The sequence below is a fragment of the Pseudomonas paracarnis genome (assembly GCF_904063055.1).
Classification (GTDB): Bacteria; Pseudomonadota; Gammaproteobacteria; order Pseudomonadales; family Pseudomonadaceae; genus Aquipseudomonas; species Aquipseudomonas paracarnis.
The window spans coordinates 219,299-232,335 of the sequence record NZ_CAJFCN010000002.1; the positions used below are offsets into that span (position 1 = coordinate 219,299).

15 protein-coding genes are annotated in these 13,037 nt (G+C 61.5%); 9 read left to right on the forward strand and 6 right to left on the reverse strand.

Features of this window, described 5'->3' with window-relative positions; all coding sequences use genetic code 11:
- Positions 1-21 precede the first annotated feature (21 nt).
- Genes JMV15_RS05595 through pilG form a run of 4 tightly spaced genes read right to left on the reverse strand, consistent with a single transcriptional unit; the run spans position 22 to position 3,425 of the window.
- Positions 22-2,073, reverse strand: a complete 2,052-nt coding sequence (locus JMV15_RS05595) for a methyl-accepting chemotaxis protein (protein WP_020301916.1) — start codon at positions 2,071-2,073, stop codon at positions 22-24.
- Positions 2,070-2,594, reverse strand: a complete 525-nt coding sequence (locus tag JMV15_RS05600; protein WP_020301917.1) for a chemotaxis protein CheW — start codon at positions 2,592-2,594, stop codon at positions 2,070-2,072. The genes JMV15_RS05595 and JMV15_RS05600 overlap by 4 nt, the downstream gene beginning before the upstream one ends.
- Positions 2,595-2,605: 11 nt before the next feature.
- Entirely contained in the window at positions 2,606-2,971 is a 366-nt protein-coding gene (pilH, locus tag JMV15_RS05605) for a twitching motility response regulator PilH (protein ID WP_014720320.1), read from the reverse strand.
- Positions 2,972-3,017: 46 nt separating this feature from the next.
- A complete protein-coding gene (gene pilG / locus JMV15_RS05610) occupies positions 3,018-3,425 on the reverse strand; it encodes a twitching motility response regulator PilG (RefSeq protein ID WP_014720321.1) in 408 nt (135 codons plus the stop codon).
- A gap of 239 nt (positions 3,426-3,664) precedes the next feature.
- Here pilG and gshB point away from each other — a divergent pair, with 239 nt between their 5' ends.
- The 7 genes from gshB to JMV15_RS05645 all read left to right on the forward strand — a co-directional run bounded on the left by gshB (position 3,665) and on the right by JMV15_RS05645 (position 9,717).
- On the forward strand, positions 3,665-4,618 hold the full coding sequence (gene gshB, locus JMV15_RS05615) for a glutathione synthase (RefSeq protein WP_003195061.1): 954 nt from the start codon (positions 3,665-3,667) through the stop codon (positions 4,616-4,618).
- Positions 4,619-4,695: 77 nt separating this feature from the next.
- A complete protein-coding gene (locus tag JMV15_RS05620; RefSeq protein WP_014720322.1) occupies positions 4,696-5,601 on the forward strand; it encodes an energy transducer TonB in 906 nt (301 codons plus the stop codon).
- Positions 5,602-5,774: 173 nt separating this feature from the next.
- Entirely contained in the window at positions 5,775-6,344 is a 570-nt protein-coding gene (locus tag JMV15_RS05625) for a YqgE/AlgH family protein (RefSeq protein WP_019817750.1), read from the forward strand.
- Positions 6,344-6,781 (forward strand): Holliday junction resolvase RuvX, encoded by a 438-nt coding sequence (ruvX, locus tag JMV15_RS05630; protein WP_003195067.1) that lies wholly within the window; start codon positions 6,344-6,346, stop codon positions 6,779-6,781. The genes JMV15_RS05625 and ruvX overlap by 1 nt, the downstream gene beginning before the upstream one ends.
- Before the next feature lie 132 nt (positions 6,782-6,913).
- Positions 6,914-7,420, forward strand: coding sequence for a bifunctional pyr operon transcriptional regulator/uracil phosphoribosyltransferase PyrR (pyrR, locus tag JMV15_RS05635; RefSeq protein ID WP_019817751.1), 507 nt, complete (start codon positions 6,914-6,916; stop codon positions 7,418-7,420).
- Between the two features lie 24 nt (positions 7,421-7,444).
- Complete coding sequence (locus JMV15_RS05640) at positions 7,445-8,449, forward strand: aspartate carbamoyltransferase catalytic subunit (protein WP_014720325.1); 1,005 nt, start codon at positions 7,445-7,447, stop codon at positions 8,447-8,449.
- Complete coding sequence (locus JMV15_RS05645) at positions 8,446-9,717, forward strand: dihydroorotase (RefSeq protein ID WP_038451845.1); 1,272 nt, start codon at positions 8,446-8,448, stop codon at positions 9,715-9,717. The genes JMV15_RS05640 and JMV15_RS05645 overlap by 4 nt, the downstream gene beginning before the upstream one ends.
- 43 nt (positions 9,718-9,760) lie before the next feature.
- On the opposite strand, the gene JMV15_RS05650 is transcribed toward JMV15_RS05645, so the two are convergent.
- Entirely contained in the window at positions 9,761-10,189 is a 429-nt protein-coding gene (locus JMV15_RS05650) for an NINE protein (protein WP_003195076.1), read from the reverse strand.
- Positions 10,190-10,438: 249 nt separating this feature from the next.
- Between JMV15_RS05650 and JMV15_RS05655 the strand changes: the two genes are divergently transcribed.
- Positions 10,439-11,077 (forward strand): C40 family peptidase, encoded by a 639-nt coding sequence (locus JMV15_RS05655; protein WP_003195078.1) that lies wholly within the window; start codon positions 10,439-10,441, stop codon positions 11,075-11,077.
- A 148-nt stretch (positions 11,078-11,225) separates the two neighbouring features.
- On the opposite strand, the gene JMV15_RS05660 is transcribed toward JMV15_RS05655, so the two are convergent.
- A complete protein-coding gene (locus JMV15_RS05660) occupies positions 11,226-12,260 on the reverse strand; it encodes a type IV pilus twitching motility protein PilT (RefSeq protein WP_014720327.1) in 1,035 nt (344 codons plus the stop codon).
- A 57-nt stretch (positions 12,261-12,317) separates the two neighbouring features.
- On the opposite strand from JMV15_RS05660, the gene JMV15_RS05665 reads away from it, so the two are divergent.
- Positions 12,318-13,004 (forward strand): YggS family pyridoxal phosphate-dependent enzyme, encoded by a 687-nt coding sequence (locus tag JMV15_RS05665; protein WP_032894716.1) that lies wholly within the window; start codon positions 12,318-12,320, stop codon positions 13,002-13,004.
- The last annotated feature ends 33 nt before the right edge of the window (positions 13,005-13,037 follow it).

The window sequence follows — 13,037 nt, forward strand, 5'->3', positions numbered from 1 at the left end:
TGGTGTTCTTCAGGTCGTATTTCAATCATCGACCTGCTTGGGCGGCGGCAAGGTGAAACCCGATACCGACCTGCGCAACTGGCTGGCCATCTTCGCCAGGTTACCAATGCTTTCGGCGGTGGCGGTGGAACCCGACGACGTCTGGGTGGTGATCTGCTGGATCACGTTCATGGTCAGGGAAATCTGCCCCGCCGATGAGGTCTGTTGCTGCGCCGCGTTGGAAATACTCTGGATCAGCGCCGCCAGGGTTTTGGACACGCCTTCGATCTCTTCCAGCGCCACCCCGGCGTCCTGGGCCAGGCGCGCGCCGCGCACCACTTCCGTGGTGGTCTGTTCCATGGAGATCACCGCTTCGTTGGTGTCGGCCTGGATGGTGCGCACCAGGGTTTCGATCTGCCGGGTGGCCGCCGAGGAGCGTTCGGCCAACCGTTGCACTTCATCGGCCACCACCGCAAAACCGCGCCCGGCGTCACCGGCCATGCTGGCCTGGATCGCGGCATTGAGGGCGAGGATATTGGTCTGGTCGGCGATATCGTCGATCAGGCTGATGATGTCGCCAATTTCCTGGGACGACTCGCCCAAACGCTTGATGCGCTTGGCGGTGTCCTGGATCTGCTCGCGAATGTTGTCCATGCCGTGGATGGTGTTGTGCACCACCTCGTTGCCTTTGTTGGCGATCTCTACCGAACGTTCAGCTACCGCCGAGGATTCGGCCGCGTTGGCCGATACCTGGTCAATGGACTGCGCCATCTGGTTGATCGCCGTGGACGCTTCGGCAATCTGCTGGGCCTGATGCTCCGATGCCTGGGCCAGGTGCATGGCGGTGGCCTGGGTGTCCTGCACCGCACCGGCGACCTGCCCGGCAGTGAGGTTGATGGTGGCGACCAGGTCGCGCAGTTGGTCCACGGAATAGTTGATGGAGTCTGCGATGGTGCCAGTGAAGTCTTCGGTGACCGAGGCGGTGACGGTAAGGTCGCCGTCGGCCAGGTCTTCGATTTCATCCAGCAGGCGCATGATCGCGTTCTGGTTGCGCTCGTTCTTCTGCGCGGTTTCATGCAGTTGGCGGTTGGTCTCGCGCACCATGACCAGGCCGATCAGGATGATCGAGGCCAGCGCCAGCAAGCCCAGCACGTAACCACCGATGGTGTCGAAGCTGCGCCCGCTGGCGAGGTTTTCAAAACCCGTGGCCAGGTGCGAGGCTTCATCGAGCAAGGTTTGCGACAGGTTAAAAATATTGCTCGCCGAGGCGCGCACCTGGAACAACTGTGGCGAGGTCTCGAGAATTTCATCCACGGAGCCGGAGACAAATTCGAACAGCTCGGCGATGTCCGCCAGCCGCGCACGGGCGTCCGGGTCTTCGACCTGGGTGATACGCAGGCCCGGGTTGCCGTTAAGCATGCCATTGAGCACCACGCCAAAACGGTTGGCATCGCGGCCAAAGGCATCGGCGGCCTGCACGGCGGTTTCATCCCCCGCCAGCACCGTGTTGACCGCCCCCAGGATACGTTCGGCCAGCAGCGACTGGCGTTGGGCCAAGGCAACTTGGCTGGCCGGGGCGCCGCGTTGCAGCAGGATATCCACGACCTTTTCCGACTCGATCTGCAGTTGCGGCACGGTTTCGGCTAGGGTCGCCGCCACCTGGTGCAACGACAATACGGTCTGCTCGCTGGCCAGGATGGCGTCGGTGTTTTTGAGCAGCGCCTCCCAGTCGGTCTGCACCGCCCGCATTTCGGCGCGCACCGCACTGGGCGCCGCCGGCAAGCCAGTTTGCGGGTCACCTTTTTTCAGGTAACCCCAGCGCTGGGCAAAATCGTTGCGCGCATCGCCCAGCAGCTTGAACGCCGCCGCTTTCCCGGCAGCGGCCTCGGTGGCGTTCTTGGCAATGCGCTGGGACAGCACGCGCAGCTCACCGGCGTGGCCGATGTACTGTTTATCGTAGGTGGACTGGGTGTTGAGGTACGCGAAGTTGGCGAACAGCAACATGATGAACACGATCAAGGCGATAAACAGCACGATGATCTGCGAACGGCTGCGCGAAGCGGCCTGGGGTTTGGGCGCGGTAGCGGTACTCATGCGGCAACATCCATGAAGCCAGGGGCCTGGGCCAGGGCGAAGGGGCTGAAGACTTGCCATTGCGGCTCGCCGTCGAACTGGCCCTGGATAAACGGGGCGCTCGAGGCGGTGCTCGCCACCCAGGCGTCCAATGGGAAATGCTGCATGCCTACCACCTCGTCTACCAGCAGCCCGACAAACAGGTCGTTGAACTCCACCACCAGCACCCGCCGTTGCTTGCGCGCCCTGGACAACTCAAGGCCCAGGAAACCGCCCAGGTCCATCACCGGCAGCAAGCGCCCGCGCAGGTTGGCCACGCCCTTGACCCAGGGTTTGACCCCCGGCATCAAGGTGCAGCGCGGCTCATGCAACACCTCGGCGACTTCGCCCATGGGCGCCACGTAGGCGTTTGGCCCTACGCGGAAGGCGATGCCGCTCCAGCGTTGCAGGCGCGTTTCCTGGGACGGCAGGTCCGCGGCCAGCAAGCGGCAGCGGCGGTCGATGTCCAGCAACAGCTCAAAGGCGGTTTGCGACTCGGTCATGATCGCAAGCCTTAGCCGGCCAGCACCTTGTTCAGGGTGGCAATCAGGGTCTCTTCATCCACTGGCTTGGTCAGGTAATCCTTGGCGCCCTGGCGTGCGCCCCAGATCTTGTCGGTTTCCTGGTCCTTGGTGGTGATGATGATAATCGGGATACCGTTGGTTTCTGGCTCCTTGGACAACTGGCGCGTGGCCTGGAAGCCGTTGAGGCCGGGCATCACGATATCCATCAGCACCGCGTCGGGCTTTTCCTGGCGGGCCAGGGCCACGCCGTCCGCGCCGTTTTCGGCCTTGAGCACCTGGTGGCCATGCTTTTCCAGCATGCCGGTGAGTTTGTACATTTCAGTCGGCGAATCGTCGACGATCAGAACACGTGCCATGGTTTTCCCCGCTACATTGGTCGGCGCCGGCCCTCGTGAGGCGGCGTCAGTGTGCTTGTTCTACTGCGGCGAACCCAGGCACATAGGCCTTGATCGCCCCCAGCAGTTCTTCCTTGCTGAAAGGCTTGGTCAAAAATTGATCGACACCCACGATGCGCCCCTTGGCCTTGTCGAACAGGCCGTCCTTGGAGGACAGCATGATCACCGGGATCGACTTGAACGCCGGGTTGTTCTTCACCAGGGCGCAGGTCTGGTAGCCATCCAGGCGCGGCATCATGATGTCGACAAAGATAATGTGCGGGTGATGATCGACAATACGAGCCAGGGCGTCGAAACCGTCGATCGCCGTGATGACCTCGCACCCCATGTTCTTCAACAGCGTCTCGGCGGTGCGGCGGATCGTTTTCGAATCGTCGATCACCATCACCTTCAAGGCGTTGGAATGCTGTTCCATATCTGCTCTACCATCGCCACAGCGAATCGGTTTTCGGTGTGTACTGCCTGATGTTGCACAGGATGAACGCCGCAAGCCTTGGAATTCAAGGGCTGCTGCGCCGTGCCAGCCTTTTTAGCACAGTCTCCAAGCGCAATCTATCGAGGCACCCACCCAGTGGTTTTTCCTTGACCCACAACAGCCGCAGCGCCACTCTGACGCCACTTTTATGCGCCCCAATTTGCTAGAGGAAATCCCCCATGAGCGTTCGCGTCGGCATTGTCATGGACCCTATTGCCAGCATTTCCTATAAAAAGGACAGTTCGCTGGCCATGCTCCTGGCCGCCCAGGCCCGCGGCTGGACCTTGTTCTATATGGAGCAGCGCGACCTTTACCAGGGTGACGGCGAGGCCCGCGCACGCATGCGCCCGCTGCAGGTGTTCGCCAACCCCGAGAAGTGGTTCGAGCTTTCTGACGAAATCGACAGCCCCCTTAGCGACCTCGACGTGATCCTGATGCGCAAGGATCCGCCGTTCGACATGGAATTTGTGTACTCCACCTACCTGCTGGAGCAGGCCGAACGCGCGGGCGTGTTGATCGTCAACAAGCCGCAAAGCCTGCGCGACTGTAATGAAAAACTGTTCGCCACCCTGTTCCCGCAGTGCACGCCACCGACCGTGGTCAGCCGCCGCGCCGATGTACTGCGTGAATTCGCCGCCAAGCATGGCGACGTGATCCTCAAGCCGCTGGACGGCATGGGCGGCACCTCGATCTTCCGTCACCGCGCCGGCGACCCGAACCTGTCGGTGATCCTCGAAACCCTGACCGCCCTGGGCACCCAGCAGATCATGGGCCAGGCCTACCTGCCGGCGATCAAGGACGGTGACAAGCGCATCCTGATGATCGACGGCGAGCCGGTGGATTACTGCCTGGCGCGCATCCCGGCAGCCGGCGAGACCCGTGGCAACCTGGCCGCCGGTGGTCGCGGTGAAGCGCGGCCGTTGTCGGACAAGGACCGCTGGATCGCCGCTCAAGTCGGTCCGACCCTGCGGGAAAAAGGCCTGCTGTTTGTCGGACTGGACGTAATTGGTGAGAACCTCACTGAAATCAACGTCACCAGCCCGACCTGTATTCGCGAGATCGACAATGCATTTGGTACGAACATCGGCGAAATGCTGATGGCCGCCATTGAGCGCAAGCTAAAAGCCAAGTGACATAGAACAGCCGGACACATACCAACATTGCGTTATCATGCGCCACCTGTGAAACGCGCGATGTTGGTTTTCTTGTCATGACACTCCCGTCCGATCTGCCCCCCGAATTCACCCATAGCGGCGTGCGCCCGGCTGATCGTCTCGGTTTTACCCTGTTTCTCGCTGCGCTGATTCACCTCGCCCTGCTCCTGGGCGTGGGGTTCACCCTGGTGGAACCCAAGCAGATCACCAAGACCCTGGAAATCACACTTGCTACGTTCAAGAGCGAAAAGAAGCCCGAAAAGGCTGACTTTCTCGCCCAGGAAAACCAGCAAGGCAGCGGCACCCTCGACAAGAAAGCCGTGCCCAAGACCACCGAAGTGGCGCCCTTCCACGACAACCAGGTCAAGAAGGTCACCCCACCGCCGGCGCCAAAGCCCGAGGTCAAGCAGGCCACGCCCAAGGCTGCGGTAGCCACCGTCGCGCCCAAGCCGCAAAAAGCCCCGACCCAGCGCGAAAAGGCCAAGACCGAACCCAAGCCCGAGCCAGTGAAACCTGCGCCGACGTTCGACAGTTCGACGCTGTCCGACGAAATTTCCAGCCTCGAAGCCGAACTGGCCCATGAACAACAGCTGTATGCCAAGCGCCCGCGCATCTACCGCCTGAACGCGGCCTCGACCATGCGCGACAAAGGCGCCTGGTATAAGGACGAGTGGCGCAAGAAGGTCGAACGCATCGGCAACCTCAACTACCCGGACGAGGCACGGCGCCAGCAGATTTATGGCAACTTGCGCTTGCTGGTGTCGATCAACCGTGACGGCTCGCTGTATGAAGTGCAGGTGCTGGAGTCCTCCGGCCAGCCGCTGCTGGACCAGGCCGCGCAACGCATCGTGCGCCTGGCCGCGCCCTTTGCGCCGTTCAGCGGCGACTTGAACGACGTGGACCGCCTGGAAATCATCCGCACCTGGCGGTTCGCCAAGGGCGACCGGTTGTCCAGCAACTGATCGCACAGATCGTTCCCACGCTCCGCGTGGGAATGCCGCCATGGACGCTCTGCGTCTGCTCTTGGGACGCGGAGCGCCCCGGGATGCATTCCGACGCAAAGCATGGGAACGATCAGCGACCAGGCTCGCGCCCGCACTTGTCAGTTCGTCCCTCCAACGCCACACTAGCGGACATGAAAAACGTCAGCCCGACTTACCTCAAGCACCAATTCCTGATCGCCATGCCCCATATGGCCGACCCGAACTTTGCGCAGACCTTGACCTACATCGTCGAGCACACGGCCAATGGTGCCATGGGGTTGGTGGTCAACCGCCCGCAGGAGCTGAACCTGGCCGATATCCTTGAGCAACTGCGCCCGGAAATCGACCCGCCAGCGCGCTGCCAGGGCGTACCGATCTACTTCGGCGGGCCGGTGCAGACCGATCGCGGTTTTGTACTGCACCCCACCGGGCCGACGTTCCAGGCCACGGTAGACCTTGATGGGGTGTCACTGTCCACATCCCAGGATGTGCTGTTCGCCATCGCCGACGGCATCGGCCCCGAGCAGAGTGTGATCACCCTGGGCTACGCCGGTTGGGAAGCCGGGCAACTGGAGGCCGAACTGGCCAGCAATGCCTGGCTGACCTGCCCGTTCGACGCTGACATTTTGTTCAACACCGCCAGCGAATTGCGCCTGGAAGCGGCAGCAGCCAAGCTGCGGGTCAACCTCAGCCTGCTGACCAGCCAGGCGGGGCACGCCTGATGGCCTTGCGTCTGATCCTCGGTTTTGACTACGGCACCAAACAGATCGGCGTAGCGGTTGGCCAGGTCATCACCGGCCAGGCCCGCGAACTGTGCACCCTCAAGGCCCAGAACGGCGTGCCGGACTGGAACCAGGTCGAAGCCCTGATTAAAGAGTGGAAGCCTGACGCAGTGGTGGTCGGCCTGCCCCTGAACATGGATGGCACCCCCAGTGACATGTGCCTGCGCGCCGAGAAGTTCGCGCGCCGCCTCAATGGCCGCTACAACCTGCCCTTCTATACCCACGACGAACGCCTCACCACCTTCGAAGCCAAGGGAGAGCGCCGCGACCGTGGCGGGCAAAAGGGCAGTTACCGCGACAACCCGGTAGACGCTATCGCCGCGGCCTTGCTGTTGCAGGGCTGGCTGGATGAAAACACCGCTTTATTTGAATCCTGACCCGCCGCGATCCTGTAGGAGCGGGCTTGCCCGCGAAGAACGTTAACGATACCGCGAGAAGGCTGGATGAACGCGGTGCCCATGAGTTTTTCGCGAGCAAGCTCGCTCCTACACACTTGATAAGGAGCCACTATGAGCTTGCCGAACCCTGCCGAACTGATCAGCCAGATGGCGATACGCCTCAAGGCGCACCTGGAACACCGTGCCATCAGCGAACCGCGTTTTATCGGCATACGCACCGGTGGCGTGTGGGTAGCCCAGGCATTGCTGGAAGCACTGGGCAGCGATTCGCCTCTGGGCACCCTGGACGTGTCCTTCTACCGCGACGACTTCAGCCAGAACGGCCTGCATCCACAAGTGCGCCCATCGGCCCTGCCCTTCGAGATCGAAGGCCAGCACCTGGTATTGATCGACGACGTGCTGATGAGCGGCCGCACCATCCGCGCCGCCATGAACGAATTGTTCGACTATGGCCGCCCTGCCAGCGTGACCCTGGTGTGCCTGCTGGACCTGGATGCTGGCGAACTGCCGATCAGCCCGGACGTCGTGGGTGCAACCCTGTCGCTTGCACCCCAGCAGCGGGTAAAATTGTCCGGTCCTACGCCGCTCGAACTCGAACTGCAAGACCTTGCCCTTTAAACCGCCTTGTAAAGAGTCCCCGCGATGACGCCTCTAGATGCCAAGCGCCCGCTGCAGCTCAATGCTCAGGGCCAGTTGCAACACTTCTTGTCCCTCGACGGTTTGCCCCGCGAACTGCTCACCGAAATCCTCGACACCGCCGACTCGTTCCTGGAAGTCGGTGGCCGGGCAGTGAAGAAAGTCCCGCTGTTGCGCGGCAAAACCATCTGCAACGTGTTCTTCGAAAACTCCACCCGCACCCGCACCACCTTTGAACTGGCGGCCCAGCGGCTGTCGGCCGATGTGATCACGCTGAACGTGTCCACCTCGTCGGCGAGCAAGGGCGAAACCCTGCTCGATACCTTGCGCAACCTGGAAGCCATGGCCGCCGACATGTTCGTGGTACGCCACGGCGACTCCGGCGCTGCGCATTTCATCGCCGAGCATGTGTGCCCGAACGTGGCGATCATCAATGGCGGCGACGGCCGTCACGCGCACCCGACCCAGGGCATGCTCGACATGCTCACCATTCGTCGGCACAAGGGCAGCTTTGAAAACCTCTCGGTAGCCATCGTCGGCGACATCCTGCATTCGCGGGTGGCACGTTCGAACATGCTGGCTCTCAAGGCCCTGGGTTGCCCGGATATCCGCGTGATCGCGCCCAAGACCCTATTGCCCATCGGCATCGAACAGTATGGCGTGAAGGTCTACACCGACATGGCCGAAGGCCTCAAGGATGTGGACGTGGTGATCATGCTGCGCCTGCAACGCGAGCGCATGGCCGGGGGCTTGTTGCCCAGCGAAGGTGAGTTCTACCGCCTGTTCGGCCTGACCACCGCACGCCTGGCCAAGGCCAAGCCGGATGCCATCGTGATGCACCCGGGGCCAATCAACCGCGGCGTGGAAATTGAGTCGGCGGTGGCCGACGGCCCACAATCGGTGATTCTCAACCAAGTGACCTACGGCATCGCCGTGCGCATGGCCGTGCTGTCCATGGCCATGAGCGGACAAACCGCGCAACGTCAATTCGAGCAGGAGCAGGCCCAGTGAAGCTCAGCATTCTCGGCGCCCGAGTCATCGACCCGGCCAGCGGCCTGGACCAAGTTACCGATCTACACCTGGACGCCGGCAAGATCGTCGCCATCGGCGCCGCCCCCGCCGGCTTCAACGCCGGCCAGAGCATTGACGCCAAGGGCCTGGTGGCCGCACCTGGGCTGGTGGACTTGAATGTCGCCCTGCGTGAACCGGGCTACAGTCGCAAAGGCAACATCGCCAGCGAAACCCAGGCCGCGGCAGCCGGTGGCGTGACCAGCCTGTGTTGCCCGCCCAATACCAAGCCGGTACTGGACACTTCTGCTGTGACCGAGCTGATCCTCGACCGCGCCCGCGAAGCCGGCAATTGCAAAGTGTTTCCCATTGGCGCCTTGAGCAAGGGCCTGGATGGCGAACAACTCGCCGAATTGATCGCCCTGCGTGACGCCGGTTGCGTGGCCTTCGGCAATGGCCTAGAAAGCTTTCGCAGCACGCGCACCTTGTGCCGCGCCCTGGAATACGCGGCCACGTTCGACTTGACGGTGATCTTCCATTCCCAAGACCACGACCTGGCCGAAGGCGGCCTGGCCCATGAAGGCGCAGTGGCGAGCTTCCTCGGCCTGCCGGGCATTCCGGAAACCGCAGAAACCGTGGCCCTCGCCCGTGACCTGTTGCTGGTGGAACAAAGCGGCGTGCGTGCGCATTTCAGCCAGTTGACCAGCGCCCGGGGCGTGGCTCTGATCGCCCAGGCCCAGGCCCGTGGCTTGCGGGTAACTGCGGATGTCGCCCTGTACCAGCTGATCCTGACGGATGAGGCGCTGATCGACTTCTCCAGCCTTTACCACGTACAGCCCCCGCTGCGCACCAAGGCAGACCGTGACGGTTTGCGTGCGGCGGTGAAGTCGGGTGTGGTGTCGGCGATTTCCAGCCATCACCAACCTCACGAGCGAGACGCCAAGCTGGCACCGTTTGGCGCGACCGAGCCGGGCATCAGCAGCGTGGAGTTGTTGTTGCCACTGGCGATGACGCTTGTAGAAGACGGCTTGCTGGACCTGCCGACACTACTGTCGCGCCTGAGCGCCGGCCCGGCCGAAGCCCTGCGCTTGCCAGCGGGCCAGTTGGCGGTGGGTTCACCGGCGGACCTGGTGCTGTTCGACCTGGCAAGCTCGACGGTGGCTGGTGAGCGTTGGTTGTCCAAGGGCGAAAACTGCCCGTTCATCGGCCACAGCCTGCCGGCGACGGTGCGGTACACCTTGATGGATGGGCGGATCAGCTACCAGGCTTGACGCGCAAGCTCGTTCCCACGCTCTGCGTGGGAACGATCAGTGCTCAGCGGCCGCTGTTGCGCTCGGCATTGCGGATCGAGATCTGCGTGTTCAGCGTCCAGAAGTCATACAGCACCCCAACCAAGAACAAACCACCGGTCAGCAGGTAGATCAGGCCGGTGATCCATTTGCCCTGATACATACGGTGCACACCAAACACGCCCAGGAATGCCAACAGAATCCAGGCCACGTTGTATTCAATGGGCCCAGCGGTAAAACGCAGGTCGGCTTCACGGTCCATGGCCGGGATCAGGAACAAGTCGATCAGCCAGCCAATACCCAGCAAGCCAAAGGTGAAAAACCAGATCGTACCGGTCACCGGCTTGCCGTAATAGAAGCGATGAGCCCCGGTAAAACCGAAAATCCACAGTAGGTAACCAATCGCCTTACTGTGGGTGTCGTGCTGCTGACCAACCTGTTGATAGGTGTTCATGAAGGACCTCTTTTGCGTCGATAGATAAATTTTTTCATTTTCTTTGTGACTTTTTTACGGGCGCCCGACGTACGGTAAATGGTATCTTCCTGCCCTCAAAGCCTTGTACCGCCTGCCTTGTGTAGGACAATTGCGGCGAATCGTCGCGTTTTTCCTGAATTTGACCCCAAGGTTCAGTCGACAAACGGCCTGAGAACAGCACAAAAAGCTGTTATAAAGTTGCGCGCAAACCCATAAGAGCCACGCCTAATGCGACCATTTTTCAAGACATGGCTAACCATTTGCCTATTAATGCCACTGGCCGCCCACGCCACCAATCGTGAGCAACGACTTCCGAACGTTAACGGTTTCACCCCTAAAGTCCATAGCACGCCCAGCACTGCCAAAGCGGCAAAGCCGACCGTCAGCCGCCCGACTCAACTGAGCAAGGCCCACGGCAAAGTGCTTTCCACCCAGCTGGCCGTGAACACCAAGCAAAGCAGCAACGTCTTGAGCCGTGCCGTCAACGTGCTCGGTACACCTTATCGTTGGGGCGGCAGCAGCCCAAGTAAAGGGTTCGACTGCAGCGGGCTGGTGAAATATGCATTTAACGATGTAAAAGCGGTGGACCTGCCACGCACCTCCAACGCCATGGCGGCCGGCCATGGGTTGAAGGTTGACCGCAAAGACCTGAAGCCGGGCGATCTGTTGTTCTTCAAGTTGAAGAGCCGCCAGGTGAACCACGTTGCCATCTACCTGGGCAATGACCGCTTTATTCACGCACCGCGCCGTGGCAAGTCGGTGAGCATCGACACGCTGAAAAAGCCGTTCTGGGACAAGAACTACGTGATTGCCAAGCGGGTACTGCCTAAAGAGCAGAACAGCAACCTGCGGATCGTGCAGCGCTAAGCCAGGCACCACTGAAGCTCCCCCTTTGAAATGCAATCAAATGTGGGAGCTGGCTTGCCTGCGATGACGGTGTGTCAGTTGGCAGAGAGAGTGCCTGACAGTCCGCTATCGCAGGCAAGCCAGCTCCCACATTGTGTATCTGTGCGTTTTAGATATCTGCCGGCACCCTCGCCTTCTCCCGCGCCTCTTCCCGACTGACCAGGCCCGCGCCCACCAACGCCTTCAAACTCATATCCAGGGTCTTCATCCCCAACGCCCCACCGGTCTGAATTGCCGAAACCATCTGCGCCACCTTGTCCTCACGGATCAAGTTACGAATCGCCGGCGTACCCAGCATGATTTCATGGGCGGCCACACGCCCACCGCCCACCTTCTTCACCAACACCTGAGAGACCACCGCCTGCAACGACTCCGACAGCATCGAGCGGACCATGGCCTTTTCCCCGGCCGGGAAGACGTCCACCAGCCGGTCTATCGTCTTTGCCGCCGACGAGGTGTGCAGAGTGCCGAACACCAGGTGCCCGGTCTCTGCCGCCGTCAGCGCAAGGCGGATGGTTTCCAGATCGCGCAATTCACCCACCAGGATCACATCCGGGTCTTCTCGCAGGGCTGAACGCAGGGCCACCGAGAAACTGTGGGTGTCACGATGCACCTGGCGCTGGTTGACCAGCGCCAGTTTCGGCCTGTGGATAAACTCGATGGGGTCTTCCAGCGTGAGGATATGCTGGCGTCGATGCCGGTTGAGGTCGTCGATCATCGCCGCCAGGGTCGTGGACTTGCCAGAACCGGTGGGCCCGGTCACCAGCACCAGGCCGCGAGGAAGGCGGGCGATACGCTGGAACACCTCGCCCAATCCCAGCGCCTCCAGGCTCTGGACCTCAGTCGCAATAGCCCGGAACACTGCACCCACGCCGCGATCCTGGCGGAACACGTTCGCCCGGAACCGGGCGACGCCTGGCAATTCGAAGGCAAAATCCGTTTCAAGAGATGTTTCGAAATCCTTTTGTTGATGTTTATTCAGCAACGGGCTCAATAAGTCGACCACTTGGGTAGCGTCCAGCGCTGGCCCATCCAGCGGCCAAACCTCGCCATCAATGCGCAGCATCGGTGCCAGGCCGGCTGACAGATGCAGGTCTGAGGCGCCTCGGCTTACGCTGGCCGTCAGCAATTGCGTGATATCCATAGGGCTTTCCATTTCCAGTAGAATGCCGCGGACTCCATATCCACGGGCGCATCTTGAATGTCGACGATAGCAGACAACATCGGCCTGGTTAGCCAGCGCATCCGCGCCGCAGCCGACGCCGTGCAACGTGACGCAAGCAGCATCCACCTGCTGGCCGTGAGCAAGACCAAACCCGCGCAGGCAGTGCGCGAAGCCTATGCCGCCGGGCTGCGCGACTTTGGTGAAAACTACCTGCAGGAAGCCCTGGGCAAACAGGCGGAATTAACCGACCTGCCCTTGAGTTGGCACTTCATCGGCCCCATTCAATCGAACAAGACTCGCGCCATCGCCGAGCACTTCGCTTGGGTGCATTCCGTGGACCGCCTGAAAATCGCACAACGCCTGTCCGAACAACGCCCGGCCGACCTGCCGCCGCTCAATATCTGCATTCAGGTCAATGTCAGTGGCGAAGCCAGCAAGTCCGGCTGCACACCCGCCGACCTGCCGGCCCTGGCCACGGCGATCAGCGCCCTGCCGCGCTTGAAGCTGCGGGGCTTGATGGCGATTCCCGAGCCGACTGAAGATCGGGCAGAGCAGGATGCGGCGTTTGCCACGGTGCGCGACCTGCAAGCCAGCTTGAACCTGGCGCTGGACACACTTTCCATGGGCATGAGCCACGACCTTGAGTCGGCCATTGCCCAAGGCGCCACCTGGGTGCGGATCGGTACCGCGCTGTTTGGCGCCCGCGACTACGGCCAGCCGTGAAATGGCTGACATCCCTCGAAAATAAGGACCTGT

Bases quoted from the DNA above. Each gene is read 5' to 3' on its own strand.
- JMV15_RS05595 (WP_020301916.1), bottom strand. From the start codon at position 2,073: ATGAGTACCGCTACCGCGCCCAAACCCCAGGCCGCTTCGCGCAGCCGT.
- JMV15_RS05600 (WP_020301917.1), bottom strand. From the start codon at position 2,594: ATGACCGAGTCGCAAACCGCCTTTGAGCTGTTGCTGGACATCGACCGC.
- pilH (WP_014720320.1), bottom strand. From the start codon at position 2,971: ATGGCACGTGTTCTGATCGTCGACGATTCGCCGACTGAAATGTACAAA.
- pilG (WP_014720321.1), bottom strand. From the start codon at position 3,425: ATGGAACAGCATTCCAACGCCTTGAAGGTGATGGTGATCGACGATTCG.
- gshB (WP_003195061.1), top strand. From the start codon at position 3,665: ATGAGCGTTCGCGTCGGCATTGTCATGGACCCTATTGCCAGCATTTCC.
- JMV15_RS05620 (WP_014720322.1), top strand. From the start codon at position 4,696: ATGACACTCCCGTCCGATCTGCCCCCCGAATTCACCCATAGCGGCGTG.
- JMV15_RS05625 (WP_019817750.1), top strand. From the start codon at position 5,775: ATGAAAAACGTCAGCCCGACTTACCTCAAGCACCAATTCCTGATCGCC.
- ruvX (WP_003195067.1), top strand. From the start codon at position 6,344: ATGGCCTTGCGTCTGATCCTCGGTTTTGACTACGGCACCAAACAGATC.
- pyrR (WP_019817751.1), top strand. From the start codon at position 6,914: ATGAGCTTGCCGAACCCTGCCGAACTGATCAGCCAGATGGCGATACGC.
- JMV15_RS05640 (WP_014720325.1), top strand. From the start codon at position 7,445: ATGACGCCTCTAGATGCCAAGCGCCCGCTGCAGCTCAATGCTCAGGGC.
- JMV15_RS05650 (WP_003195076.1), bottom strand. From the start codon at position 10,189: ATGAACACCTATCAACAGGTTGGTCAGCAGCACGACACCCACAGTAAG.
- JMV15_RS05655 (WP_003195078.1), top strand. From the start codon at position 10,439: ATGCGACCATTTTTCAAGACATGGCTAACCATTTGCCTATTAATGCCA.
- JMV15_RS05660 (WP_014720327.1), bottom strand. From the start codon at position 12,260: ATGGATATCACGCAATTGCTGACGGCCAGCGTAAGCCGAGGCGCCTCA.
- JMV15_RS05665 (WP_032894716.1), top strand. From the start codon at position 12,318: ATGTCGACGATAGCAGACAACATCGGCCTGGTTAGCCAGCGCATCCGC.